Origin of the sequence: Mycobacterium sp. E2327 (genome assembly GCF_001672675.1) — a bacterium.
Lineage (GTDB): Bacteria > Actinomycetota > Actinomycetes > Mycobacteriales > Mycobacteriaceae > Mycobacterium.
The window spans coordinates 55863-82540 of the sequence record NZ_LZKE01000008.1 but is presented as its reverse complement, the minus strand read 5'-3'; the positions used below and the strand labels follow the sequence as shown (position 1 = coordinate 82540).

Genomic DNA, 26678 nt, shown 5'->3' with positions numbered 1-26678 from the left:
AGTAGTCGACTACCCCTTTGCCTCGACGGCGCCAGCTGCGGACTTCGCGCCCCACTGCCGTTGCACCTCCCGCTCGGCGGGGGTGGGGATCAGCCCGGCGGGTGCGAACCGTTTCGACGGCACCGGGTCGTCCTCGGCCAACGGCCGTCCGCCACCGCCGAGCGCCCTGAGCGCGACGACGATTCCCGCGACGAACACTATGACGACGACCAGCGCGAAGAGGATCGACAGGGTGCCCTGAATGGCGGTGTTCCTGATGACCTCGTCGAGTTGGCGGGCGTTCTTCGCGGCACCGAACGCGGTCTTGCCGGCGTGTTTGGCCGCCAGGTACTGGGAGTGCTGGGTCCAGTAGCCGACGGCGGGATCGCCGGAGAAGATCTTCTGCCACGACGCGGTGAGCGTGACGGCCAGGTCCCACAGCAGCGGAATCCCCGGGATCCACGCCCACCTCAGCAGGCCCTTCTTGATCACCACGACGGTGATGACGGTCAGCGCGATCGCCGCCAGAAGCTGGTTGGCGATGCCGAACAGCGGGAAGAGGGTGTTGATGCCACCCAGCGGATCGGTCACCCCCATCAGCAGGGTGCTGCCCCACGCGGCGACTACGGCGAGGCTGCAGATCCACACGCCGGGACGCCAGCTCGGGTTGCGCAGCTTGGCCAGCGGGCCGCCGAAGTTGCCGAGCGTGTCGGAGAGCATGAAGCGGTTGACCCGGGTCCCTGCGTCGACAGTGGTCAGGATGAACAGCGCCTCGAACATGATCGCGAAGTGATACCAGAACGCCTTGAGCCCGGCCCCGCCGAACACCCGCTGCAGCACCTCGGACATGCCGAACGCCAGCGTCGGCGCCCCGCCGGTGCGCGACACGATGGACTTCTCGCCGACACTGGCGGCGGCCTGGTTGATCTGGTCCGCCGTGGCCGGGGCGCCGGACAGGCCGAGCTTGTTGACGTATTGCGCGGCGGTTGACGCGGTGCCGCCGGTCTGCGCGGCGGGCGCGTTGAGGGTGAAGTACAGGTGCTGGTTGATGATCGACGCGGTGATCAGCGCCATGACGGCGACGAACGACTCGGTGAGCATGCCGCCGTAGCCGATCAGCCGCATCTGGCTTTCCTTCTCCAGCATCTTCGGCGTCGTCCCGGACGAGATCAGCGAGTGAAATCCTGAGAGGGCACCGCACGCGATCGTGATGAACAGGAAGGGGAACAGCGAGCCGGCGAACACCGGACCGTTGCCCCGGGTGGCGAACTGTGAGACCGCGGGCGCCTGCATCATCGGCTGTGCGATGCAGATGCCGACCGCGATGAGCCCGACGGCGCCGACCTTCATGAACGTCGACAGGTAGTCGCGCGGCGCCAGCAGCAACCACACCGGCAGCACCGACGCGGCGAGGCCATAGATGATCAGGCACCAGCACAGGGCGACGGGGGACAGGGTGAACCAGGATGCGCCCCAGGATGTTTCGGCGACCCAGTTGCCGGACGCCACGGCGAGCAGCAGCAGCGCGAAGCCGATCACGGACACTTCCGACACCCGCCCTGGCCGCAGGAACCGCAGGTAGCAGCCCATGAACAGGGCGATGGGGATGGTCATGGCGATGGAGAAAACCCCCCACGGGCTCTTGGCCAGTGCCTGCACCACGATCATTGCCAGCACCGCGATCAGTATCACCATGATGACGAGCACCCCGAGGAGGGCGGCGGCCCCGCCCACCGCGCCCAGCTCGTCGCGGGCCATCTGGCCCAGGGAACGGCCGCGGCGCCGGGTGGATATCCAGAGCACCAGGTAGTCCTGCACGCAGCCGCCGAACACCGCGCCGGCGACGATCCAGATGGTCCCGGGCAGGTAGCCCATCTGGGTGGCCAGCACCGGGCCGACGAGCGGCCCGGCCCCCGCGATGGCGGCGAAATGATGCCCGAACAGCACGCGCCGGTCGGTGGGCACGTAGTCGGTGCCGTCGTCGAGCACCTCGGCCGGGGTGGCGTGGTCGTCGCGCGGACGCACGATCTTCATTTCGACCAACCGGGCATAGAACCGGTACCCGACGATGTAGGTGCAGATCGCCGCGACCACGAACCAGATGGCGTTCACCGTCTCGCCGCGCGCGGTGGCGATGATCGCCCAGGCGATGGCGCCGATCACGGCGATCACCCCGAAGACGGCCTTGTGCCGGGCGGTGATGGGGGACCGGTCGATGATCGCGACCGGCGGTAGCTCTTCGAGAGTGTGGATGAAGCTGACGCCTTTGTCGTGCTCTTTGACTGCCACGGCGAAAACCCTACGCGCGCAAGGTTGACAATTCCTGTTTGCAAGGGAGTTTTAGTACAGGGCCCGCACCGCGTCGATGGTGTCGGCGTCGGCGGGGCCCTTGTCGTCGCGGTAGCGCACCACCCGGGCGAACCGCAACGCGAGGCCGCCGGGATAGCGCGAGGACTTCTGCACGCCGTCCAGCGCCACCTCGACCACCTGTTCGGGCCGCAGCTGCACGACGTAGGAGTCAGTTCCGCTCACGGCGAGCTCGGTGAACCGCGCCGTCTGCCAATCCAGCATCGCATCGGTCATGCCCTTGAAAGTCTTTCCCACCATTACGAATTCGCCGGTGCCCGGGTCGCGGGCGCCCAGGTGGATGTTGGAGAGCTTGCCGCTGCGGCGCCCCGATCCCCACTCGACGGCAAGCACTACCAGATCCAGGGTGTGCACCGGCTTGACCTTCAGCCAGCCCGCGCCGCGGCGCCCCGCCAGGTACGGCGCGTCGGGCGCCTTGGCCATCACGCCCTCGTGGCCGGCGGCCAGGGTGGCGTCCAGGAAGGCGGCGGCCCGCGACGGGTCCGATGTCAGCAGCCGGTCCACCCGCTGTGCGGGCGGCACCAGGTCGTCCAGGGCGGCCAACCGGTCGGCGGTCGGTGCGTCCAGCAAGTCCATGCCGTCGCGGTGCAGGATGTCGAAGAAGAACACCGAAAGCCGTTGTGCGGCAAGGGCCGTCTCGATGTCGACGGATCGGCCGAAGCGCGAGGCGGTGACCTGGAAGCGATGCGGTGAGTTGTCGGGTCGCAGCGCGATCGCCTCACCGTCGGCGATCAGCTCGGTTGCCGGCAGCGCCAGCGTCGCCTCGACCACCTCCGGCAGCCGGGCGGTGACGTCGTCGAGGCTGCGGGTGTAGACCGTGACCTGGTCGCCTGAGCGGTGGATCTGCACTCGCGCGCCGTCCAGCTTCGCCTCGAAAATGCTTGTGCCACTGTGTCGTTCGAGCGCATCGGCGACGCCCGGCGCGGTCTGGGCCAACATCGGGCTGACCGGCCGGCCCACCCGCAGGGTGAACGCGTCCAGGGCCGCGGCTTCCCCGGACAAGCTTGCCGCGGCCACCGCCGGCAAATCCCCGCCCAGCATCGCGGCGCGTTGGACCGACGCGGTGGGAAGCCCGGCGGCCTTGGCCACGGCATCGGCCATGATCCCGGCCAGCGCCCCCTGGCGCAGCTCGCCGCCGAGGAGGCGCAGCAGGAAGGCCTGCTCGGTTTCGGTCGCGGCGGCGAACAGCGCATCGAGGAGTTCGGCCCGCCGCGCCTGCGATCCCTTGCCCGACACCGCCCCGATCTCGGTGAAGGTGGCGTCGACTCCGGTGACGGTCAGGGTCGGGTCCGACGCCGGTGGCGGCCGGGACCGCAGCGACGCCCAGCCGACCCCGATCTGGCGCTGCCGCAGCTCACCCGACAGCCACGAGACGATGATCGCCACCGCCTGCGGGTCGGCGCCGGCGCGGCGCAGCAACTCGGCGATGTGGGCGATCTTGGCCAGCCGCGACGACGTCCCGCCGACATTAAGCGACGTGCTTGCGACCTCGAAAAGGAGCACGCAATCGAGCTTGGCATGGCTCGCCGACAACCCCGCCAGGCCGACACGCTAGCGTGCCTAGGAAACGTTACAAATTTCGTGGATTCTGACAAGCCTTACGAGGAGGTCCGGATGGAGATCAGCGGGAAGAAGGTCGTCGTCATCGGCGGCGCGTCGGGCATGGGCCGGGCCAGCGCCGAGTTGCTGCACGAACGGGGCGCGGACGTCGCCATACTCGACCGCGAGGGTTCCGACGGCAAGACCGTCGCCGAGGCGGTCGGCGGTGCGTTCTACCCCGTCGACGTCACCGACTTCGCGGGAACCGAGGAGACGCTGCAGACCGCGGTCGACAAGCTGGGCGGCCTGCACGTCGTCATCACCACAGCCGGCGGTGGCATCGCCAAGCGGACCATGACCAAGTCCGGCCCGCACGACCTGGAGTCCTTCCAGTCGGTGATCGATCTCAACCTGATCGCCACCTTCAACATCAGCCGGCTGGCGGCCGCCCACATGGCCAAGAACGAGCCCGAGGACGAGGAGCGCGGCGTCATCATCAACACGGCGTCGATCGCGGCCTTCGAGGGCCAGATCGGGCAGGTCGCCTACACGGCCGCCAAGGCCGGTATCGCGGGCATGTGCCTGACCATGGCGCGTGACCTGGGTTCGCTGGGCATCCGCGTGCTGGCGATCGCGCCCAGCCTGTTCGCCACGGGGTTGACCCAGGGCATACCGGACGAGTTCGCGGCGGCGCTCACCAAGGACGCGGCCTTCCCCAAGCGCCTCGGCCGGCCGATCGAGTACGCCAAATTGGTGGCGGCCATCGTGGACAACCCGATGCTCAACGGCCAGTGCCTGCGGCTGGACGCCGGACAGCGCTTCGCGCCGAAGTAACCCACCCCCGGCGCGGGGCCTCCCGGGGAATAAGTACACTCTTTAGGCAGCCGCCCCGCTCCCCCTCGGAGCGGGGCAGGCAGTCAGCCCGGTAGCGAGGAGGCCCCTCATGGGTATCGCACTGACCGACGACCATCGCGAACTCGCCGAGGTGGCCCGCGCGTTCCTGACCTCACAGAAGGCCCGCTGGGCGGCGCGGTCGCTGCTCGACGCGGCCGAAGAACCCCGCCCCCCGTTCTGGCAGAACCTGGTGGAGCTCGGCTGGCTCGGCCTGCACGTCGACGAGGAGCACGGCGGCTCCGGCTACGGCCTGCCCGAACTCGTCGTGGTCGTGGAGGAACTCGGCCGCGCGGTGGCCCCGGGACCGTTCGTGCCGACGGTGATCGCCTCGGCGGTGATCGCCAAAGAGGGCTCCGCAGAGCAGAAGTCGCGGCTGCTGCCCGGCCTGATCGACGGAACCGTCACCGCGGGCATCGGCCTGGACAGCAAGGTGCGGGTGACCGACGGCGTGGCGGAGGGCGACGCCGGGATCGTGCTGGGGGCCGGGCTCGCCGAGCTGTTGTTGGTCGCCGCCGGCGACGACGTCCTGCTGCTGGACCGGGCCCGCGACGGGGTGACGGTGGACGTGCCCGACAACCTCGATCCGACCCGGCGCTCCGGTCGCGTGCGCCTGCAGGGCGTGCGCGTCAGCGCCGACGACATCTTGCCGGGCGCGCGGCTGTCGGCCTTGGCCCGGGCGCGCACGTTGCTGGCCGCCGAGGCCGTCGGCGGGTCGTCGGACTGCGTCGAGGCCGCCGTCGCATATGCCAAGGTGCGCCAGCAATTCGGCCGGACTATCGCGACCTTCCAGGCGGTCAAGCATCACTGCGCGAACATGCTGGTGGCCGCCGAGTCGGCGACCGCCGCGGTCTGGGACGCCTCGCGCGCCGCGGAAGAGGACTCCTCAGAGGACGAGGCCCAGTTCCGCCTTGCCGCCGCGGTGGCCGGCGCGCTGGCCTTCCCGGCGTACGCGCGCAACGCCGAACTGAACATCCAGGTGCACGGGGGCATCGGCTTCACCTGGGAGCACGACGCGCACCTGCACCTGCGCCGGGCACTGGTGACGACGGCGCTGTTCGGTGGGGACGCCCCGGCCGCCGACGCGTTCGAGCGCACCGCCGCCGGCGCCGTGCGCGAGAACAGCCTGGACCTGCCGCCAGAGGCCGAGCAGCTTCGCACCCGGATCCACGCCGACGCCGCCGAGATCGCGGCCCTGGACAAGCAGGCGCAGCGCGACAGGCTGATCGAGACGGGCTACGTGATGCCGCACTGGCCCAAGCCGTGGGGGCGCGGCGCCGACGCGGTGGAGCAGCTGGTGATCGAGGAGGAGTTCCGCGCCGCGGGCATCAAGCGGCCGGACTACGGGATCACAAGCTGGGTGATCCTGACCCTGATTCAGCACGGGACTCCTTGGCAGATCGAACGATTCGTGGAGAAGGCGCTGCGCAAGGACGAAATTTGGTGCCAGCTGTTCTCCGAGCCGGACGCGGGGTCGGACGCGGCGTCCATCAAGACCCGCGCCACCCGGGTCGAGGGTGGCTGGAAGATCAACGGGCAGAAGGTGTGGACCAGCGGCGCGCACTACTGCGCTCGGGGCCTGGCCACCGTGCGCACCGACCCCGACGCGCCCAAGCACGCCGGCATCACCACGGTGATCGTTGACATGAACGCGCCCGAAGTCGAGGTGCGGCCGCTGCGGCAGATCACCGGCGGCTCGGATTTCAACGAGGTGTTCTTCAACGACCTCTTCGTCCCCGACGAGGACGTCGTCGGCGCGCCCAACACCGGATGGACCGTCGCCCGGGCCACGCTCGGCAACGAACGCGTCAGCATCGGCGGCAGCGGCTCGTTCTACGAGGGCCTGGCGGAGATGCTGATCGATCTGGTCAAGCAGCGGCCGGATCAGTTGGCGGGGGCCAAGATTCGCGTGGGGAACTTCCTGGCCGACGATCACGCGCTGCGGCTGTTGAACCTGCGCCGCGTCGCCCGCAGCGTCGAAGGGTCGGGCCCGGGCCCGGAGGGCAACGTCACCAAGCTGAAGCTGGCCGAGCACATGATCGAGGGCGCCGCGATCTCGGCCGCTTTGCTGGGTCCCGAGGTCGCGCTGGCCGACGGGCCGGGCGCGCTGGCGGCCCGCATGATCATGGGTGCGCGTGGCATGTCGATCGCCGGCGGGACCTCCGAGGTGACCCGCAATCAGATCGCCGAGCGGATCCTGGGCATGCCCCGCGACCCGCTGATCAACTAGGTTTCCGCCGGGCGAGCGTGCGTGTTTGTACCGAGACACGCGGCGCGGGCCGGCATTCTGCGCACGCTCGGCGCGGGTTGGGCGCTAGGCCGGGGCGAATTGCGGTGCGCCGCCGCTGCCTTTCTCGGGCTGGATGGCGACGGGCAGGCCGCACGTCACCGAATCCGCTTCGCAGCCAACGATATTGGCGGCCACCCGCAGCCCGCTCTGCTCGGCGAGTTCGACGATCGCGATCACGTAGGGTGTCGGGATCTCGGGGTTGTACGGGTGGTGGTTGACGGTGTAGGTGAACACGGTGCCCCGGCCTGACACCGGCCTCGCCACCAGCGGGCCGCCGCAGTCCCGGCATTCGCCGGCCGCGGGGTGCACCCAGCGCGCGCACGCGTCGCAGTGTTCGATGAGCAACTCGCCTGACACGGCCAATACAGTACACTCTATTGGTTCGGTGTGGGTGGCGGGTTGCTTGGACGGATGGTGCACATGACCTACTTCGAAAAGGACGCGATCATCTCCGGCCTCGGCATCTCGCGAATCGGCCGTCGCACCGGGATCCCGGGCCTGGAACTGACCATGGAGGCGGTGCGTGCCGCCATCGCCGACGCCGGCCTGTCGCCGGCCGACATCGACGGGATCGCCACCCTCGGCGACACCCCCGCCGCGGACGTCAACGCCGAACTGCGCATCGAGGCGGCCGATTGCGGGGCCGGCTTCGGCACCGGGGGCCTGCTCAGCCCGGTGATGTCGGCGTGCCGCGCGGTCGCCGAACGGCGCGCGCGCCACGTGGTGATCTACCGGACGATACAAATGCTCGGCGGGACGGTCCCGGTCAAGCGGGAGGAAAACGCGCCCGCGCCGGCACTGGCGCGAATGTTCGAGACGCCCGAAGGCGCGCCGAAGCCGGCGGTCGGCGCGATGGACGACGTCAACGACCTGGTTGCGGCCCACGCCTATTCCGCCGCGAACTGGCTGGCGCTGAACTGCCGCCGCCACATGGAGCTGTACGGAACCACCAAGGAACAGCTGGGCTGGCTGGCGCTCAACGGCAGACGCAACGCCGCGCTGAATCCCCTTGCGGTCTACCGCGAACCGATGACCATGGCCGACTACCTCGGCGCGCGGCCGGTCTCGACGCCGTTCGGCCTGCTGGACTGCGACGTCCCCATCGACGGTTCGATCGCGGTGGTGGTGTCGCACGCCCAGTACGCCAGCGACTGTCCGCACCGCGCGGTGGCGGTGGAGGCGATCGGCGGATCCGACGGCGCGGGCGGCTGGTTCCACCGCGACGACTACCCGAAGATGGCGATGTCGGACGCGACCGCGCAGATGTGGTCGCGCACCCAGTTGACGCCCGCCGACCTGGAGCTGGCCGAGTTGTACGACGGTTTCACGTTTCTCACCCTGGCGTGGCTCGAGGCGCTGGGGGTATGCGGCGACGGCGAGGCCGGGCCGTTCGTCGAGGGCGGCGCGCGGATCGCCCGCGACGGCCAGCTGCCGCTGAACACCTACGGCGGCCAGCTGTCGGCGGGGCGTATGCACGGCTACTGGGCCTTGCACGAAGGGTGCCTGCAGCTGCGCGGCGACGCGGGGGAGCGCCAGGTGTCGAAACGCCCCGAGGTCGGCGTGGTTTCCGTGGGCGGTGGCCCAGTCGCCGGATGCATGTTGCTCACCTGTTGAGATAGCTTGTGGCACAGCGCGATTGGAGTCCCGCGGAAAAACTCGCCGCGCAGATTGCCCGCCGCATCGAGGCGGACATAGTCCGACGCGGCTGGACCGTCGGCGAATCGCTGGGCTCCGAGCACGCCCTGCAACAGCGATACGGCGTGAGCCGATCGGTGCTGCGGGAGGCCGTCCGCCTGGTCGAACACCACCAGGTTGCCCGGATGCGCCGCGGACCGGGCGGCGGGCTGCTGATCTGCCGGCCGGACGCCGGCCCGGCGACCCGCGCCGTGGTGATCTACCTCGAGTACCTGGGCACGACGCTGGTCGACCTGCTCAATGCGCGCCTGGTGCTCGAGCCGCTGGCGGCATCGCTTGCGGCGGAACGCATCGACGAGGCCGGCATCGACCGGTTGCGCGCGGTGTTGCGGGCGGAGGAGCAGTGGCGCCCGGGCCTGCCGGCGCCGCGCGACGAGTTTCACATCGCGCTGGCGGAGCAATCGAAAAGCCCGGTCCTGCAATTGTTCATCGACATCCTGATGCGGCTCACCACGCGCTATGCCCTGCAGTCCCGGGCCGACTCGTCGACCGAGGCGATCGAGGCGGTCGAGCACATGCACCGCGACCACTCGCGACTCGTCGCGGCCGTCACCTCCGGCGACGCGGCCCGGGCCAAGACGCTTTCCGAACGGCACGTCGAAGCGGTGACCTCCTGGCTGCAGCGGCATTACCCCGGCGGGGGCACCCCGCCGCGCGGGGCGCGCCGGCTGCGGGCGGGCCTGTCCCTCGAAGGTGACGCGCCGACCGGCAAGCTCGCCGAGATGCTGGCCGTCACCATTGGCGACGACATCGCCGCCGACGGCTGGCAGGTCGGCTCGGTGTTCGGAACGGAGACGGCTCTGCTGGAGCGCTACCGGGTCAGCCGGGCGGTGTTCCGGGAGGCGGTGCGGCTGCTCGAATATCACTCGGTCGCGCGGATGCGGCGCGGGCCGGGCGGCGGCCTGATCGTCACCACACCGCACGCCGAGGCCAGCGTCGACACCATCGCGCTGTACCTGCAGTACCGCAGGCCGACGCGGGAAGACCTGCGCTGCGTTCGCGACGCCATCGAGATCGACAACGTCGCCAGAATCGTCAAGCGGCGCAGCGAATCCGAGGTCGCGGCGTTTCTGGCGACCCGTCCGGACAGTCACGCGGGCGACGTGCGCAAGGCCGTCGCCGAGGAGGCCCGCTTCCACCTCGGATTGGCTCGGCTGGCCGGCAACGCGCTGCTGGATTTGTTCCTTCGCATCATCATCGAGCTGTTTCGCCGGCACTGGTCCAGCACCGCGCAGACGGAGCCGAACTGGGCCGACGTCGTCGCCGTCGAGCACGCGCATCTGCGGATCCTGCAGGCGATCGAAGCCGGCGACGACAGCCTCGCCCGCTACCGCATCCGTCGCCACCTCGACGCGGCGGCCTCGTGGTGGCTCTAGCCGCTTCCGGGTGTGACGCTTTCGGCGGCATAGCGAAAGCCCGTCTGGGGTACTGGCAAGGGAAGTAACGAATGGCCGGTCCAGCAGGGGGTTGGCACTTGTGATCGAAAGCGAGCGCGCACCGGTGACGGGAGGCTTCGGGGGGACATACACCGACCACTCGGGTTTCGTTCATTCCGGGCTTCTTTACCGTTCGCAGGCGGAGTACCTGGACTTTGCGGTTCGCTTCGTCGCCGACGGGTTGGCGCGGGGCGAGAACGTTTTGGTGGCGGTGCCCGGCGCCAAGCTCGGCGGGCTGCGGGACGCGCTGGCCCGTCCCGGTGGCGAATTCCCGACGGAACTGCGGATGGTCGACATTGCCGAGATCGGCCGCAACCCGAGCCGCTTCATGGCCATGGAGGGTTCCTTCATCGACGAACACCAGGGCAAGCGGGTGCGAATTGTGAGCGAGCTCGCCTGGCCCGAACGCACCGACGAGGAAATCGTCGCCTGCTCCGAGCACGAGGCGCTGGTGAACTCGGCCCTCGACGGATACCCGGCGACCGTGTTGTGCCTCTACGACGCGAGCGAGCTGGGTGACGCGGTGCTGGCGGATGCCCGCGCGACGCACCCCCTGCTGTGGAGCCGTGGCGCGCTGCATCGCAGCGCCGAATACGCGCCCGACGAGGTCTTGGATCGCTGCAACCAACCGCTCGTCGCCAAGCCGGGCGCCGTCACGTACATGGTCAGGAAGTCGGCGGACCTGCGGCCCGCCCGCTCGTTCGCCGTCGACTACGCCGGCTGGGTGGGAATGTCCCAGGAGGGCATCGAGGATCTGCAACTGATCGCGACGGAGCTGGCCAGCAACAGCCTGATGTACACCAACGGAGCCTGCCGGCTGGCGTTCTGGCGCGAAGACGAACACCTGATTTGTGAGGCGCGCGACACCGGGCGGCTCTCCGACCCGCTGGTGGGCCGCCTGGACCCCGGCCCGAGCGGCCCGGCCAGTCGCGGTCTGTATCTGGTCAACGCCATATCTGACCTGGTCCGCACGCACACCACCCCGGCCGGGACGACGATCCAGGCCTACCTGCGGTTCGACGCGGCGCCCGGGCCGAACGGATAGGGCGTCATCGCGAAAGCGCTTGTCCGGCAGTAAGTTACCGGGCCGCGCGAAACGGATTTGCATTGCCGGCCCGAGACGTCTAGTCTCGGCGCTCGTGCGTCTTCCTCAGCGTGCCGTAGTAGCCAGCACCCGCAGCGGGGTCTGATCCCAGACCGACCCCCCGCTGTGGGTCGGAAGCTACTACCGTCGGTCGCTCCTGCTGATCAGAGAAGACCGAGACCGTGGCTCTTACCAAATCCCTTCCCTCCTTAGGCGAGCAGTTCGGCGCCGCCCTGCCGCGCGGGCTGCGCGAGGAGGCCGGCGCGATGTCGTGGGAGGCCTTCGTCGCCACCTACGGTCGCACGGCCGGCCCGCTGCGACTGGGGCACTGGGCCTGCACCGACACCGAGCGGCCCGCCGGGCGGCTCGGCCCCCAGGCCCGCAACTTTCGGGCGATGATCGCGGTCGGCGACCACATCAGCACGTCGACCGCCGCCGCCAGCGGTCCGATCGCCGCCCTCACCGCGATGTTGCACGAGCGCGGGATCACGGTGGAGATGCTGCGGTTTCACCAGATCCGTTGCGGCGCGGCCACGGCCACGTTCATCCGCGGCAGCAACGGGATTCGCGACGAGTGGGCCATGGGCCTCTCGGAGGATCCGACCCAGTCGGCGTTGCGCGCGGTGATCGCCTGCGCCAACCGGCTGATCGCCTGACGGTGCCGAGCAGACGCAGAATCGCATGTTTACGGCACGCGCGGTGCGATTCTGCGTCTGCTCGCGGGGAGAGCCGCGTCCCTACAGCGGGCGCATCACGATCGGCATGCCGTCCTTGGGCACCGGCATGCCGCCGTAGTCCCACTCGGCCTGGTAGCCCGGGCGGGGCAGCTCAAGCCGGTAGCGGCGCAGCAGGCGGTGCAGGATCGACTTGATCTCCAACTGCCCGAACACCATTCCGATGCACTTGTGCGCGCCGCCGCCGAACGGCGTCCACCCATAGCGGTGCCGCTTGTGCTCGCTGCGCGGCTCCGTAAACCGGTCCGGGTCGAATTTCAGCGGGTCCGTCCAGAGTTCCGGCAGCCGGTGATTCATCCCCGGATAGGCGATCACGTTGGTGCCCTTCGGGATGTAGTAGCCCAGCAGGTCCGTGTCGCGCACGGTCTGACGCATCGCCCACTGCACCGGCGTCACCAGCCGGATCGACTCGTTCATCACCAAGTCCAGCGACTCGAGCTTCTCGAGGGAGTCGATGTCGAGCGGCCCGTCGCCGATCAGGCGGTCCGACTCGTCGCGGCAGCGCTCCTGCCACTCCGGGTGGGCAGCCAGCTGATAGACCATCGTGGTGGCGGTCGACGTCGACGTGTCATGCGCGGCCATCATCAGGAAGATCATGTGGTTGACGATGTCCTCGTCGGAGAACTTGTTGCCGTCCTCGTCCTCGGTCTGGCACAACACCGACAACAGGTCGTTGCCGTCCTTCCCGCGCTGTTCCTTGACGCGCTCGCGGAAGTAATTCTCCAGCAGTTCGCGCGCCTTCAGGCCGCGCCACCAGGTGAACGGCGGGACACCCGTGCGGATGATCGCGTTCCCGGCGCGGGTGGTGACCGTGAACGCCTTGTTCACCTTGGTCACCAGCTCGCGGTCGGTGCCCGGTTCGTGGCCCATGAACACCATCGAGGCGATGTCGAGGGTCAGCTCCTTCATCGCCGGATAGAGAAGGAAGCGCGCATCGTTGACCACCCAGTCGTCCGCGACCGTTTTGGTGATGACCTTGTCCATCTGCTCGACGTAGGAGACGAGCCGGGACCGGACGAACGCCTCCTGCATGATGCGCCGGTGGAACATGTGCTCTTCGAAGTCGAGCAGCATCAGCCCGCGGTGGAAGAACGGCCCGATCACCGGCACCCAGCCCTGCTGGGAGTAGTCCTTGTTGCGGTTGGAGTAGATGACCTGTGCCGCGTCGGGGCCCAGCGCCGCGACCCCCGGCAGGACCGGCGAGTCTCCGAACACGACCGGGCCCTTGGTCTGGTAGAGGAACAACAGATAGTCGGGTCCGCCGCGCAGCATCTCGATGATGTGGCCGAGGACCGGCAGCCCCGCGTCACCGAGTACCGGCTTGAGCCCGCTGCCCGGTGGCGGATCGGCGAGCTTGTGCTCCGGAAACTGCGTGTTCAACAACCTGCGTTCGACCAGCCCCATGCCGGGGAAGTTGTTGAACGACGGGGTCAGCCGCCGGCGCGCCTGATCGAGCAGATAGTTCGGGGTGCTGATAGTGGCAGCCATGAAACTCCTTCGCGCTCCTTTGCGGGGCCGGGGCGGGTGACAGCGGTCACTGATTCATACCTTCGGGAAAAACTTGACGGCTGTCAAGTTTGCTTTTCCTGTGGCGTGGTGCAAGGTCGATGACGTGAGCAGCCATGCCGACTCGGATCCGGGCGAACCGGCCATTCGCCGCCGGGGCGACAAGCATCGGCAGGCGATCATGCAGGCGGTGCGCGACCTGCTCGAGGAACAGCCCTTCTCGGAGCTGTCGGTCAGCACCATCAGCCTGCGCGCCGGGGTGGCCCGCTCGGGCTTCTATTTCTACTTCGACTCGAAGTACGCGGTGCTCGCCCAGATCATGGCCGACGCCGCCGAAGAACTCGAAGAGCTCACGCAGTACTTCGCCCCCCGCCAGCCGGGCGAATCGCCGGAGCAGTTCGCCAAGCGGATGGTCCGCAGCGCCGCCGCGGTCTACGCGCACAACGACCCGGTGATGGCGGCTTGCGAGGTGGCCCGCCACACCGACGTTCAGATTCGCGAGCTCCTGGAGCGGCAGTTCGAGGTGGTGCTGGGCCAGATCACCGCGATCGTCGAGGCGGAGATGAAGGCGGGAACCGCGAACCCGATCAGCGACGACATCCCGGCGTTGGTGCGAACCCTGGCGGGCACCACCTCCCTGACGCTGAGCGGCGACCCGCTGCTCGCCGGGCGCCAGGGTCACCACGACGACCTGGAGCGCCGCGTGCGCGTGCTCGAGCAGCTGTGGCTGAATTCGCTCTGGGGTGGCGGCCCGAAGTAACGCGGTATGGTCACGGCCATGGGGCCAAGGCTTCCGAGGACGTCGGGGCGGTATTTCGCGGGGAAGCGGTGCCTGGTCACCGGCGCGGCGAGCGGGATCGGGCGCGCGACCGCCCTTCGGTTGGCCGCGCAGGGCGCCGAGCTGTACCTGACCGATCGCAACGCCGACGGCCTCGATCTGACCGTGGCCGACGCCCGCGCCCTCGGCGCTGCGGTGCCCGCCCACCGCGCCCTCGACATCGCCGACCACGACCAGGTATCTGCCTTCGCCGCCGACATCCACGCCGAGCATTCGGCCATGGACGTCGTGCTGAACATCGCCGGCGTCTCGGCCTGGGGCACCGTCGACCGTCTGACCCACGAGCAGTGGAGCAAGATGATCGCGATCAACCTGATGGGTCCGATCCATGTCATCGAGGCGTTCGTCCCCGCGATGTTGGCGGCCGGCCGGGGCGGGCACGTGGTCAACGTGTCGTCGGCGGCCGGGCTGGTGGCGCTGCCGTGGCACGCGGCCTACAGCGCGAGCAAGTTCGGGTTGCGCGGCCTGTCCGAGGTGTTGCGCTTCGACCTGGCGCGCCACCGCATCGGGGTGTCGGTCGTGGTGCCGGGCGCGGTGAAGACCCCGCTGGTGGACACCGTCGAGATCGCCGGGGTCGACCGCGAGGACCCGCGGGTCGCCCGCTGGGTGGACCGCTTCAGCGGTCACGCGGTGTCGCCGGAACGGGCGGCCGAGAAGATCCTTGCCGGCGTCGCGAAGAACCGCTACCTGATCTACACGTCGGGCGACATCCGTGCGTTGTACGCGTTCAAACGGCTGGCCTGGTGGCCGTACAGCGTGGCGATGCGTCAGGTCAACGTGATCTTCACGCGCGCGCTGCGTCCCGCCCCGGCGCCGCTAGTCCGGCATGGCCAGCTCGAGTCGCACGCCGAGTAGGCGAATAGGCCGGTCCAGTTCGAAGAGGTCCAGGACGCGCAGGGCCGCTTCCGTGATGGTGTCCGCGTCTGTGGTGGGAGCGGACAGCTTGCGGATTTTGGTGCGGGTGTAGAACGTCGCGGTCCGCACGGTGACGGCCACGCGGGTGACGATCCGTCCCCCCGCCAGCACGTCGTCCAATGCCTGGCGCGCCAATCGCGTTATGGCCGAATCCATTTCGGCCCTATCGGTGAGGTCGCGCGGAAAGGTGACGACGTGGCTGCGCGAGCGCGGTATCCACGGCTCGGCGCTGACTTCCGCGTCCCCGCCACCCTTGGCCAGCAGCAGCAGCCACAGGCCCGTGCGCGGGCCGAACGGGGACGTCAGCAGCTCCGCGTCGGCGTTCGCAAGGTCACGCACCGTGGTGATGTCAAGGGCCGCAAGCTTTTTCGCCGTCTTGGGGCCCACGCCCCACAGCGCGTCGACCGGGCGGTCCGCCATCACCGTCATCCAGTTCGCGTCGGTGAGCGCGAAGATGCCGGCCGGTTTCGCGAAGCCGGTGGCGACCTTGGCCCGCTGTTTGTTGTCGCTGATGCCGACCGAGCACGACAGTCCGGTCTCCGACGCGATCACCGTCCGGATCTGTTCGGCCACCTCGGTCGGATCCGCGCCCTCGACGCCGACGTACGCCTCGTCCCAGCCCCACACCTCGACCGGATGCCCCAGGTCGCGCAGCAGGCCCATCACCTGGTCGGAGGCCGCGTCGTAGGCAGCCGGGTCCGACGGCAGGAACGTGGCGTCAGGGCAGCGGCGGGCGGCGGTGCGCAACGGCATGCCGGCGTGCACACCGAATTCGCGTGCCTCATACGAGGCGCAGGTGACCACCTTGCGCGGTTCGGTCGGATCACCGCTGCCACCGACGATGACCGGCAGTCCGGCCAGTTCGGGGTGGCGGCGCAGCTCCACCGACGCCAGAAACTGGTCGAGGTCGACATGCAGGACCCAGCTCATGGCGCCCTCACCGCCCACAGAGCTTGCGCGCCAGGCTTTCCCACGCATCGCACAGCGTGTCCATGGTGTGTCCGCCGCCGTTTAGTTGGTGCTCCACGTAGTCCGCGTCGAGCAGGGCCAGCAGCGCGTCGGTCTGGATATCGAGGTCGCCGGTGGTGCCCGCCGAGGCCAACAGCAGCCGCACGTGCGTGCGCTGCACGGCGCCCGCCCCGGCGTGGCGCAGCTGCGGATCGCGGTTGGCCGCCGACAGCAACTCGTGGTGGGTGTGCACGAAGCATATCCGGTCGCGGCCGAAGGCGACCAGGCGATCCATCGGCGGGGCATCGGGCCCGAGCGGCGGGGGGCCGAACAGAAAGGCCTGCTGGCTGGCGCGCTCGTCCTCGTCGAGCAACACCATCATCAGGCCCGCCCGGTTGCCGAAGCGGCGAAACAGCGTGCCCTTGCCGACGCCCGCGGCGGCGGCGACGTCGTCCATGGTGACCGCGTCCGCGCCGCGCTCGGCGACCAGCCTGCGCGCGGCCTGAAGCAGGAGCGTGCGGTTGCGTGCCGCGTCGCCCCGTTCCTGGGGAACCGACACGGGCAACTCGCGCGACCGCTCGACACCGCTCACATCCGCACTTTAACGCTGCCGGAATAAACCGGACCATAGTCCGGTTGGGGCGTGCAAGGATGGTAGACCAAAGTCCGAAGGGAACACGCGTGGGAGAGATCAAAATCGTGACGTTCGTGGGCAGTTTGCGCGCGGCGTCGATCAACCGCCAGATCGCCGAGTTGGCGGGGGCCGTCGCGCCCGACGGCGTAACCGTCACGATCTTCGAGGGACTGGCCGAGGTGCCGTTCTACAACGAAGAGATCGACCACGCGATGAACCCCGACGCCCCGCCGCTGGCCCCGGTGACCGCGCTGCGCTCCGCGGCGGCCGACGCGGACGCCGCACTGGTCGTCACCCCCGAATACAACGGCAGCATCCCGGCGGTCATCAAGAACGCGATCGACTGGCTGTCCCGCCCGTTCGGCGACGGCGCGCTGAAGGGCAAGCCCCTGGCGGTCATCGGGGGTGGCTTCGGGCAGTACGGCGGCGTGTGGGCGCACGACGAGACCCGCAAGTCGTTCGGGATCGCCGGCGCCCGGGTGGTCGAGGAGCTCAAGCTCTCGGTGCCGTTCAAGACCCTGGACGGCAAGGCGCCCGGCGAGCATGCCGAGCTTTCGGCGAACGTGCGCGACGTCGTCGGCAAGCTGGCGGCCGAAGTCGGCTGAATTTAGCGAGAACCCACAAGCCGCTCGCCGGCCACCAGCGACGTTTCGCTAACCGAATAGCCAAAGCCGCCAGCCCGCGCTGGCGGCTTTGCTGGTGATCGGGCGGCGGTGGGCGGGGTAGCCGCTCGCGCCGCCTTCACGCGATCGTTGTCGGTGGCCGCTGATATACCGGATGGCGTGGGCTTCCCGAGACCGATCTGTGATCTGCGACACGCCGAGCGGATGTCGCGCGGAGCCTTACGACCAGGGAATTTCAAATTTGTTATTCAGAACATCTTGTATCTAGACAACTTGTCGGCCACTAGGTGTAGTGTTTCGAGGCACCGGCAGATCCCAGGATCCCCACGCTGGCCGGGCTTGGGGACCTCCCCGAATCGGCTCGAAGAGGTCGAAGCAGCGCCTTCGGCTTCCAGCGCCGCAGGACGGGAATCTGGGGCCCTGGCGGGCCGCTGAAACACAGCGAAGACGCAGTTCGTTGCAGTACCCGAGTAGTTGCCAGTCCGTTACAGGTTCTCCCCTTCCGCAAAGGAGCGGCATCCATGAGCATCACCGTCTACACCAAGCCCGCGTGCGTGCAGTGCAGCGCCACCTTCAAGGCCATGGACAAGCAGGGCATCGCCTACCAGAAGGTCGACATCACGCTGGACGCTGAGTCGCGGGACTACGTGATGGCGCTGGGCTACCTGCAGGCTCCCGTCGTGGTTGCCGGGAACGACCACTGGTCGGGTTTCCGCCCCGACCGCATCAAGGCGCTCGCGGAGTCGGCGCTCAGCGCCTGAGCAATAGCGGCAGACGTTAGGTAAGAAAGGTTGCGGTGCCATGGAGATCACTGGGCCCAACCTCGTGTACTTCTCTTCCGTGTCGGAGAACACCCACCGCTTCGTGCAGAAGCTGGGTGTTCCCGCCACGCGGATACCGCTGCACGGGCGCATCGAGGTCGATGAGCCGTATGTGCTGATAGTGCCGACGTACGGCGGCGGCAGGGCCACACCGGACATCAATGCCGGGGGGTATGTCCCGAAACAGGTCATCGCCTTTTTGAACGACGAGCACAACCGGTCGCTGATCCGCGGCGTCATCGCCGCGGGCAACAACAACTTTGGTACCGAATTCGCCTACGCGGGCAACGTCATCTCCCGCAAGTGCGGCGTTCCCTACCTTTACCGCTTCGAACTGATGGGGACCCCGGACGACGTGGATGCCGTCCGCGCCGGTCTCGCCGACTTCTGGAAGGAACAGACGTGCCACCAACCGTCACTGCAGAGCCTGTAACCGCCGCCACGCATGTGTTGCCCGACGAAACGGACTACCACGCGCTGAACGCGATGCTGAATCTGTACGACGCGGACGGCAAGATTCAGTTCGACAAGGACGTTCTCGCGGCGCGCCAGTACTTCCTGCAGCACGTCAACCAGAACACCGTGTTCTTCCACAATCAGGACGAGAAGCTTGACTACCTGATCCGCGAAAACTATTACGAGCGTGAGGTTCTCGACCAGTACTCGCGCAACTTCGTCAAGTCGCTGCTGGACCGCGCCTACGCCAAGAAGTTCCGCTTCCCGACGTTTCTGGGCGCGTTCAAGTACTACACCTCCTACACGCTGAAGACGTTCGACGGGAAGCGTTACCTGGAGCGCTTCGAGGACCGCGTCGTCATGGTGGCGCTGACGTTGGCGTCCGGGGACACCGGGCTGGCCGAGAAGCTGGTCGACGAGATCATCGAGGGTCGGTTCCAGCCGGCCACCCCGACGTTCCTGAACTCGGGCAAAAAGCAGCGCGGCGAGCCGGTCAGCTGCTTTCCGGCTGGAACACCGGTGGATACACCCGAGGGGCCGCAGGCCATCGAGACTTTGCGCGCAGGTGACCGGGTGCTTTCGCACGACGGATCCTTCTCCGTCGTCGAGTCCGTCATTGAGAACCCCAACGACCAAGCACTCATCTCGATTTCACACTTCGGGCACAAGGAACCAATTCTGTGCACTCCCGAGCATCCCATCCTGGTGTGGACCACGCGCGATGTGCAGACACTTATCGATGGTGACGGAGCCGACTCCTTCAGCGGATTCGTATGGTTGGCTGCCAAAGACATTCGTCCCACCGACTTCATCGTGACGGCAGCGCCGCTGGGGCAACGGTCGCGACGTGTCTACGACCTGATGGAGCACGCCGGCGCAGGCGAGTATGAAGAGGTCGACGGCCTGATACGCAAGGTCAACACCGATCGGAAACACCGCAACAAGCAGCGCCATCACATGCGCTTCGTTTCGGTCAATCGCTATGTTGAGGAGTCGTACGACCTCGGCCTTCTCCTCGGCTGGTACGTCGCCGAAGGCCACATCTCCAAGCGATCGGGGCCTACGGGCCGGATTCCCAACGGTATCCACTTCACGATCGGCACGCACGAATTGTTGTACCAGCAGGAGTTGGCCGCGGCATTCAAGCGAGTCTTTGCAGCGGACCTGGCGGTCCACCAGAGTGTGTCCGACCAATCGGTGCGCATGATTTGCAACAGCAAGGTCGTTGCGTCGCTGTTTCTCTCCCTGGTCGGCACGGGATACCACTCAAAGCGGTTGTCCCACGATGTCTTAACGGCCGGTGAAGAGTTTCAGCGTGGATTGCTGGCCGGTTTGTTCCGCGGAGACGGGTGCAGCACCGCCGGTGGCATGGTGCTCGACCTGGTCAATCCGGGGCTGATCGATCAGGTGCAGCTACTGTTGCGCCGCAACGGGATCGTGTCCAGGGTCCGTCAATACGTCAACCAATCGGGCAATGCGACAGGACAGGTGTTCGTACCCGGTTTGCCCGGGGCGAACGAAGACTTCATCTTCGACGTCGGCAAGAACCTCCACAACTACGTCGGCCAGAAGGGGACCTCGCGCGCGACCTATCGGGTCGTATACGGAAGACACGTATTCGGAATCCGTGAATTGAGGCGCACAGACGAGGTTCCCTCGAAGGTGTACAACCTCCACGTCGAGGACACGCATACGTATACGATTCGCGGCACGGTCGTACACAACTGCTTCCTTTTGCGCATCGAGGACAACATGGAGTCGATCGGGCGATCGATCAACTCCGCCCTGCAGCTGTCCAAGCGCGGCGGGGGAGTTGCGTTGCTGCTCTCCAACATTCGCGAGCACGGCGCGCCGATCAAGAACATCGAGAACCAGTCCTCGGGCGTCATCCCGATCATGAAGCTGCTCGAGGACTCGTTCTCCTACGCCAATCAGCTGGGCGCGCGCCAGGGCGCCGGCGCGGTGTACCTGCAGGCGCATCACCCCGACATCTACCGCTTCCTGGACACCAAGCGGGAGAACGCCGACGAGAAGATCCGGATCAAGACGCTGAGCCTCGGCGTGGTGATCCCCGACATCACCTTTGAGCTGGCCAAGAAGAACGAGGACATGTACCTGTTCTCGCCGTACGACGTCGAGCGCGTGTACGGGGTGCCGTTCGCCGACATCTCGGTGACCGAGAAGTACTACGAGATGGTCGACGACGCGCGCATCCGCAAGACCAAGATCAAGGCGCGCGAGTTCTTCCAGACGCTGGCCGAGCTGCAGTTCGAGTCGGGCTACCCGTACATCATGTTCGAGGACACGGTGAACCGGGCCAACCCCATCGAGGGCAAGATCACGCATTCGAACCTGTGCTCGGAGATCCTGCAGGTGTCCACGCCGTCGTTGTTCAACGACGACCTGTCGTATGCCAAGGTGGGCAAGGACATTTCGTGCAACCTGGGGTCGCTGAACATCGCCAAGACGATGGACTCACCGGACTTCGCCCAGACGATCGAGGTGGCGATCCGCGCGCTCACCGCCGTCAGCGACCAGACGCACATCACGTCGGTGCCCTCAATCGAGCAGGGCAACAACGATTCCCACGCGATCGGCCTCGGGCAGATGAACCTGCACGGCTACCTGGCCCGGGAGGGCATCTTCTACGGCTCCGAGGAAGGCATCGACTTCACCAACATCTACTTCTACACGGTGCTCTACCACGCGCTGCGGGCCTCGAACCGCATCGCGATCGAACGCGGAACGCATTTCAAGGGTTTCGAGAAGTCGAAGTATGCAAGCGGCGAGTTTTTCGACAAGTACACCGAGCAGGTGTGGGAGCCGGCGACCGACAAGGTGCGCCAGCTGTTCGCCGACGCCGAGATCCGCATTCCCACCCAGGACGACTGGAAGCGGCTGAAGGAATCGGTCCAAGCGCACGGCATCTACAACCAGAACCTGCAGGCGGTGCCGCCCACCGGGTCGATCTCCTACATCAACCACTCCACGTCGTCGATCCACCCGATCGTGTCGAAGGTCGAGATCCGCAAGGAGGGCAAGATCGGGCGGGTCTACTACCCGGCGCCCTACATGACCAACGACAACCTGGAGTACTACCAGGACGCCTACGAGATCGGTTACGAGAAGATCATCGACACGTACGCCGCGGCCACCCAGCACGTGGACCAGGGGCTGTCGCTGACGCTGTTCTTCAAGGACACCGCCACCACCCGCGACGTGAACAAGGCGCAGATCTACGCCTGGCGCAAGGGAATCAAGACGCTGTACTACATCCGGCTGCGGCAGATGGCGCTGGAGGGCACCGAGGTCGAGGGCTGCGTCTCCTGCATGCTGTAGCGCACGCGACGGTGTAGTCGCGGCTCGCGTCGCGTAGCTCACACTCGGCCATCGGGCTTGGTCGGCGGGGTTCACCGCGCTTTGCGGCCATCGGCCGCGCAATCCGGGTAGACCGGTGCCGGGTGCACCCCTAACTTTGCATCGGACAGCGACTTTCAAGAAGGCGCCCCCTTCGGGTGCCGTCGACTGTCTTGGACGCATCCGATGAATAGAGGGGGCTACATGCCGCGGACCCGTGACGACAGTTGGGATCTCAAGACAGGCGTAGGCGCCACGGCCACGTTGGTGGCCGCGGCCCGAGCCGTCGCCAGCAGGCAAACCGATCCGGTGATCAGGGACCCGTTCGCCGAAGTGCTGGTTCGAGCGGTCGGGCTGAAATTGTTCAGACAGTTGCTCGACGGCACGATCGACTTCTGCGACCTCGACGCCGACTGGATGCCCGCGTATTTCGGCATGCGCAGCAGAAGCCTCGACGACTTCGCCCTCGACGCGTGCCGCTCTGGCGTTCGGCAGGCCGTGATCCTCGCGTCTGGATTGGATTGCCGTGCCTACCGTTTGGGTTGGCCGTCGGCGATGTCCATCTACGAAGTCGACCAACCGCAGGTAATCGAGTGGAAACGCAGCGTCCTGACCGGCTTGGGCTGGCCACCGGCGGAGGGCCACCACTGCCTGGGCATCGATCTGCGCCAAGACTGGCCAACGGCGTTGCGCCAAGCCGGTTTCGATGACGCCCAGCCCACCGTCTGGATCCTGGAGGGGATTCTCATCGGGTACCTACCGTCCCGGGCGCACGACGAAATACTCGATGCGATCACCGCATTGAGCGCTCCTGGCAGCCGGCTTGGAGCCGACTATGTTTACAGCCCGAGAGCCGACGCGCTCGGTGAAAATTTCCGGAGACTCCATCCGATATGGAATGAGCGAGACCCCGAAATAGACTTGCGGGGGCTCACTTTCGCCGGGCAGCACGCAGACCCCGCAGCGTACGTGGCCGAGCGTGGCTGGACGGCGCAGAGTCTGGACATGGCCACCGTCTTCCGCGCAGCCGGACGGACCGCCCCGACCGCGGACGGCTTCGTCGAGCTCGCGAGTTTCACGAGGATGCTGAGCGCGCTGCGCACCTAGCGGATACGTCGGCGCCGCGTTCGCCATCACCCCCTGCACCAATCACTCGCGTGGTTCGGGCCCGCGTGAGTTGGATTTCTGTCGTCACCGCCCGGGGAAGGTTATTCGCGTGGGCGTTTCGGTATCCCGGCGGTTGGTCGGCAGGCTCTGGGTTCCCACCCTGGTGGCCGTCGTGGTCGTCCTGGCTGGATTCGTCATCGACACCGCCCACGGAACCTTCGGTGCCAAGGACCGAACTCGAAGCCCGGGCAACAAATTCGCGATCGCTCAGTTCAATCCCAAACGCATCGAATATGAGATCTTTGGCGATTTGGCTGGGTGGGGGAGGACCAGCTACTGGGACGTGAACTCTCACGCGGTCACGGTCGACCTCGCGGCGCTGCCCTGGACGCACACGGAAGTAACCGTCTTGACGACGGCGACCGCCGATATCACGGCGCAGGTGGCGGGAGGAAATGTCGGCTGCCGCATCACCGTCGACGGTCAGGTGCGTTCCGAGCACACGGCAACCGGGGAGCATGCCGGCGTCTGGTGCCAGGTGCTGTCCGCATGAGCCTCGACGGCGCCGTCACCGATGTGCGCAAACCATTCGTCGCGCGGACCATCCGCAAGTTCGCCGTGCCCGTGGTCCTCGCGTGGATCGCACTGATGGTCGTCCTCAACGTGCTCGTTCCGCAGCTCGAGCCCGTTACCGAGGCGGGCCGCGGTCCCCTGGTCCCGATCGATGCGCCGTCGGCGAAAGCGCTCATCCACATCGGGGAAGTTTTCAAGGAGTCCGACAGCAACAGCCTGGTGATGGTCGTCTTCGAGGGCGAACACAAACTGGACGAAACCGATCACGCGTTCTACACGGATTTGGTCGCAAAACTGCAGCACGACAAGCACGTTCAATACGTCATGGACCTGTGGGGCCAAGGCGCGACCGCCGCCGGGGTGCAGAGCAATGACGGAAAGGCGTCCTACACCCTGGTGCGGATCGCCGGGAATCTCGGCTCGGCGCTGTCGGACGAATCGATCAAGGCGGTGCGCGACTTGGTGTCGCAGGCCAAAAGTCCGCCTGGGCTGAAGGTCTACGTCTCGGGTTCGGCGCCGCTGTCGGCGGACATGCTCGAAGCCGGCAACGAGAGCCTGATCACGATCATGTTCGTCACTATCGTCCTGATCAGCGTGATGCTGCTGGTCGTTTATCGATCGATCAAGACAGCGCTCCTCGTCCTGTTCATGGTGATGCTCGAATTGAACTGCGGGCGAGGCATTGTCGCCTTTCTCGCCTTCCACAAGTTCATCGGGATATCGGAGTTCGCGTCGAACCTCCTGGTGTCGCTGATCCTCGGGGCGGGCACCGACTACGCGATCTTTCTCGTCGGCCGCTACCACGAAGCACGGCACGCGGGTGAAGACCGCGAGACGGCCTACTATTCGGCCGTGAACGGCGTGTCCCACGTCATCCTCGGGTCCGGCCTCGCGGTCGCCGGCGCAACGTTCTGCCTCAAGTTCACCCGGCTCAATTACTTCAACACCTGTGGGATTCCCTGCGCCGTGGCCATGCTCACGGCGGTTGCGGCTGCCCTCACGTTCGGTCCGGCTGTGCTGGCGTTGGGCAGCCGCTTCGGGGTCTTCGAGCCGAAACGTCGCGGCGGAGTGGGAATCTGGCGCAAGGTCGGCACTTTGACGGTTCGGTGGCCCGGCCGGATCCTGCTGGCAAGCTGTGTCGTGGTGCTGGTGGGATCGCTCACGCTCCCCACCTACCGTCCCAACTACGACGACCGGATCTACATCTCGGACGACAGCCCGTCGAAGCAGGGATATGCCGCGAGCGACAGGCACTTCCCGGTCAGCAGGCTGAACGGCGACATGCTGATGGTCGAATCCGATCACGACATGCGCAACAGCACCGACATGATCGCGCTGGACCGGGTGGCACGCACTGTATTTCACACTCCGGGTGTGGGATTGGTCCAGAGTGTCACCAGGCCGCTGGGGACGCCCCTCGAGCATTCGTCGTTCACTTACACCATGGGCTCGATGGGTACGAAGATCAAGGAACTCCTGCCGTTTCTCACCGACCTCAACACCCGGCTCGCCGAGCTGGCCGACATCACGAACCGGATGACCGACCTGATGCGTCATCAGCAGGAACTGACGTCGCAACAGGCGGGCGCGGCTCATGTCGCCGCCGACGCCGCGAGGGGCATGAAGGACGTCACGGATGCGGTGCGGGACAACCTGGCCGACTTCGACGACGTCTGGCGACCGATCCGAAGCTACTTCTATTGGGAGAAGCACTGTTTCGACATCCCGCTCTGCTGGTCACTGCGGTCGCTGTTCGACGCGACCGACAAGATCGACCAGCTCGACGAGCAGATGGACAAGAGTCTCAAGGCCGCGCTGATTCAGGACTCGGTGACGCCACAACTGGTCGAACTACTGGGCCGCAACGTGGACCAGCTCGACCAGCTGCACCGGGTCATTCTGGCCGAACACAGTACGATTGAGCCCCAGTTGGCGCAGTTGGACGAGCTGGGCCGTCAGATGATGGACCTGGGCTACGCGTTCGACAGTGCGAAGAATGACGAGTTCTTCTATCTACCACCAGATGCGTTCGGAAACCCTTCATTTCACATTGACCTGAAATTTTTCATGTCCCCGGACGGCAAGGCCGCCCGCTACATGATCTACCACGACGGTGAGGCGCTCACTGCCGAAGGTATCCGTCACGACCAGACCTATCTACCCGCCGCCGAGGAGGCGCTGAAAGGCACCACGCTCGGCGGGGCACGCGTCTATCTCGGCGGCGCCGCGACGACCTACTGGGACATCCAGGATGCGGCCAAGACCGACCTGATCATCGCGGCCACGGCGGCATTCGCGTTGATTTTCCTGGTAATGCTGCTCATCACCGGGAGCATGATCGCGGCATTGGTGATCATTGGCACCGTAGCGTTCTCTTATTCGGGAGCGTTTGGCCTATCGGTGCTGATCTGGCAGCACATGCTGGGCATCCCGATCAGCTGGCTGGGCCTGCCGCTCACGTTCATCATCTTGGTGGCGGTCGGCTCGGACTACAATTTGCTGCTCATCGCCCGCTACCTGGAAGAAAGCAAGGCGGGTCTCAACACAGGTCTGATCCGAGCGGTGGCCAATTCCGGCAAGGTGGTCACCACCGCCGGGCTCGTCTTCGCCGTCACCATGATGGCAATGGTTTCCGGCAAATTGGTGTCGGTCGGCGAAATGGGATCCACAATCGGCATTGGCCTGCTGCTCGACACGTTGATCGTGCGTTCGTTCATCACACCCGCCATCGCCCGGTTGCTCGGACCGTTCTTCTGGTGGCCCCGGCTGATCTGGTCCAGACCGCCGCGCACGACCACCGCACGACGCGTTGCCGCGACCGAATACGCGGACATCCGTTGACCCGCACGTGTCGCATTTTGTGGACAAGACGGCTCAATGGCCAT

Annotated in this window: 20 protein-coding genes and 3 pseudogenes; 17 read left to right on the top strand and 6 right to left on the bottom strand. The window is 66.8% G+C overall.

What is annotated here, in order from left to right:
• Positions 1-9: 9 nt before the first annotated feature.
• Positions 10-2268 (bottom strand): carbon starvation CstA family protein, encoded by a 2259-nt coding sequence (locus A5712_RS01110; protein WP_068100290.1) that lies wholly within the window; start codon positions 2266-2268, stop codon positions 10-12.
• Between the two features lie 51 nt (positions 2269-2319).
• Complete coding sequence (locus tag A5712_RS01105; RefSeq protein WP_068100351.1) at positions 2320-3849, bottom strand: ATP-dependent DNA ligase; 1530 nt, start codon at positions 3847-3849, stop codon at positions 2320-2322.
• A gap of 111 nt (positions 3850-3960) precedes the next feature.
• On the opposite strand from A5712_RS01105, the gene A5712_RS01100 reads away from it, so the two are divergent.
• On the top strand, positions 3961-4719 hold the full coding sequence (locus A5712_RS01100) for an SDR family NAD(P)-dependent oxidoreductase (RefSeq protein WP_068100285.1): 759 nt from the start codon (positions 3961-3963) through the stop codon (positions 4717-4719).
• A gap of 109 nt (positions 4720-4828) precedes the next feature.
• A complete protein-coding gene (locus A5712_RS01095) occupies positions 4829-7006 on the top strand; it encodes an acyl-CoA dehydrogenase (protein ID WP_068100283.1) in 2178 nt (725 codons plus the stop codon).
• An 84-nt stretch (positions 7007-7090) separates the two neighbouring features.
• Here the strand turns inward: A5712_RS01095 and A5712_RS01090 are convergent, their stop codons facing one another.
• Positions 7091-7423: a Zn-ribbon domain-containing OB-fold protein gene (locus A5712_RS01090; protein ID WP_369830339.1), complete on the bottom strand. Its 333-nt coding sequence runs from the start codon at positions 7421-7423 to the stop codon at positions 7091-7093.
• Between the two features lie 63 nt (positions 7424-7486).
• Between A5712_RS01090 and A5712_RS01085 the strand changes: the two genes are divergently transcribed.
• From A5712_RS01085 to A5712_RS01070, 4 genes are all read left to right on the top strand, one after another.
• Complete coding sequence (locus tag A5712_RS01085; RefSeq protein ID WP_068100350.1) at positions 7487-8680, top strand: thiolase family protein; 1194 nt, start codon at positions 7487-7489, stop codon at positions 8678-8680.
• A gap of 8 nt (positions 8681-8688) precedes the next feature.
• A complete protein-coding gene (locus tag A5712_RS01080) occupies positions 8689-10137 on the top strand; it encodes a FadR/GntR family transcriptional regulator (protein WP_068100278.1) in 1449 nt (482 codons plus the stop codon).
• A 100-nt stretch (positions 10138-10237) separates the two neighbouring features.
• Positions 10238-11242, top strand: a complete 1005-nt coding sequence (locus tag A5712_RS01075) for an anti-sigma factor RsbA family regulatory protein (protein ID WP_068100277.1) — start codon at positions 10238-10240, stop codon at positions 11240-11242.
• A 221-nt stretch (positions 11243-11463) separates the two neighbouring features.
• Positions 11464-11937 carry a homocitrate synthase gene (locus A5712_RS01070; RefSeq protein WP_068100275.1) on the top strand — a complete coding sequence of 158 codons (474 nt, stop codon included), beginning with the start codon at positions 11464-11466 and terminating at the stop codon, positions 11935-11937.
• Between the two features lie 81 nt (positions 11938-12018).
• On the opposite strand, the gene A5712_RS01065 is transcribed toward A5712_RS01070, so the two are convergent.
• On the bottom strand, positions 12019-13503 hold the full coding sequence (locus tag A5712_RS01065) for a cytochrome P450 (protein ID WP_068100273.1): 1485 nt from the start codon (positions 13501-13503) through the stop codon (positions 12019-12021).
• 124 nt (positions 13504-13627) lie between these two features.
• On the opposite strand from A5712_RS01065, the gene A5712_RS01060 reads away from it, so the two are divergent.
• Positions 13628-14281, top strand: coding sequence for a TetR/AcrR family transcriptional regulator (locus A5712_RS01060; protein WP_068100349.1), 654 nt, complete (start codon positions 13628-13630; stop codon positions 14279-14281).
• A gap of 18 nt (positions 14282-14299) precedes the next feature.
• Positions 14300-15214: an SDR family oxidoreductase gene (locus A5712_RS01055; RefSeq protein ID WP_068100345.1), complete on the top strand. Its 915-nt coding sequence runs from the start codon at positions 14300-14302 to the stop codon at positions 15212-15214.
• Here the strand turns inward: A5712_RS01055 and A5712_RS01050 are convergent.
• Positions 15176-16252, bottom strand: a complete 1077-nt coding sequence (locus A5712_RS01050) for a DNA polymerase IV (RefSeq protein ID WP_369830338.1) — start codon at positions 16250-16252, stop codon at positions 15176-15178. The genes A5712_RS01055 and A5712_RS01050 overlap by 39 nt on opposite strands.
• Complete coding sequence (locus A5712_RS01045) at positions 16212-16814, bottom strand: TetR/AcrR family transcriptional regulator (RefSeq protein ID WP_068100272.1); 603 nt, start codon at positions 16812-16814, stop codon at positions 16212-16214. The genes A5712_RS01050 and A5712_RS01045 overlap by 41 nt, the downstream gene beginning before the upstream one ends.
• A gap of 89 nt (positions 16815-16903) precedes the next feature.
• Here A5712_RS01045 and A5712_RS01040 point away from each other — a divergent pair, with 89 nt between their 5' ends.
• The 9 genes and pseudogenes from A5712_RS01040 (at position 16904) to A5712_RS01010 (ending at position 26634) form a co-directional block, all read left to right on the top strand.
• Positions 16904-17461 (top strand): NAD(P)H-dependent oxidoreductase, encoded by a 558-nt coding sequence (locus tag A5712_RS01040; RefSeq protein WP_369830337.1) that lies wholly within the window; start codon positions 16904-16906, stop codon positions 17459-17461.
• A 539-nt stretch (positions 17462-18000) separates the two neighbouring features.
• Positions 18001-18240, top strand: coding sequence for a redoxin NrdH (locus A5712_RS01035; RefSeq protein WP_068100267.1), 240 nt, complete (start codon positions 18001-18003; stop codon positions 18238-18240).
• A 40-nt stretch (positions 18241-18280) separates the two neighbouring features.
• Positions 18281-18733, top strand: coding sequence for a class Ib ribonucleoside-diphosphate reductase assembly flavoprotein NrdI (nrdI, locus tag A5712_RS01030; protein WP_068100266.1), 453 nt, complete (start codon positions 18281-18283; stop codon positions 18731-18733).
• A pseudogene (locus A5712_RS32585) lies at positions 18703-19260 on the top strand (ribonucleotide reductase N-terminal alpha domain-containing protein); the annotation flags it as partial. The gene nrdI and the pseudogene A5712_RS32585, both read left to right, overlap by 31 nt.
• Before the next feature lie 6 nt (positions 19261-19266).
• A pseudogene (locus tag A5712_RS32580) lies at positions 19267-20454 on the top strand (LAGLIDADG family homing endonuclease); the annotation flags it as partial.
• A 24-nt stretch (positions 20455-20478) separates the two neighbouring features.
• A pseudogene (gene nrdE / locus A5712_RS32575) lies at positions 20479-22095 on the top strand (class 1b ribonucleoside-diphosphate reductase subunit alpha); the annotation flags it as partial.
• A gap of 204 nt (positions 22096-22299) precedes the next feature.
• On the top strand, positions 22300-23220 hold the full coding sequence (locus A5712_RS01020; protein ID WP_156766345.1) for an SAM-dependent methyltransferase: 921 nt from the start codon (positions 22300-22302) through the stop codon (positions 23218-23220).
• Positions 23221-23329: 109 nt separating this feature from the next.
• Positions 23330-23773: an MmpS family transport accessory protein gene (locus tag A5712_RS01015; RefSeq protein ID WP_156766344.1), complete on the top strand. Its 444-nt coding sequence runs from the start codon at positions 23330-23332 to the stop codon at positions 23771-23773.
• On the top strand, positions 23770-26634 hold the full coding sequence (locus A5712_RS01010; protein WP_068100262.1) for an RND family transporter: 2865 nt from the start codon (positions 23770-23772) through the stop codon (positions 26632-26634). Before A5712_RS01015 ends, A5712_RS01010 begins: the two co-directional genes overlap by 4 nt.
• Positions 26635-26678: the final 44 nt, after the last annotated feature.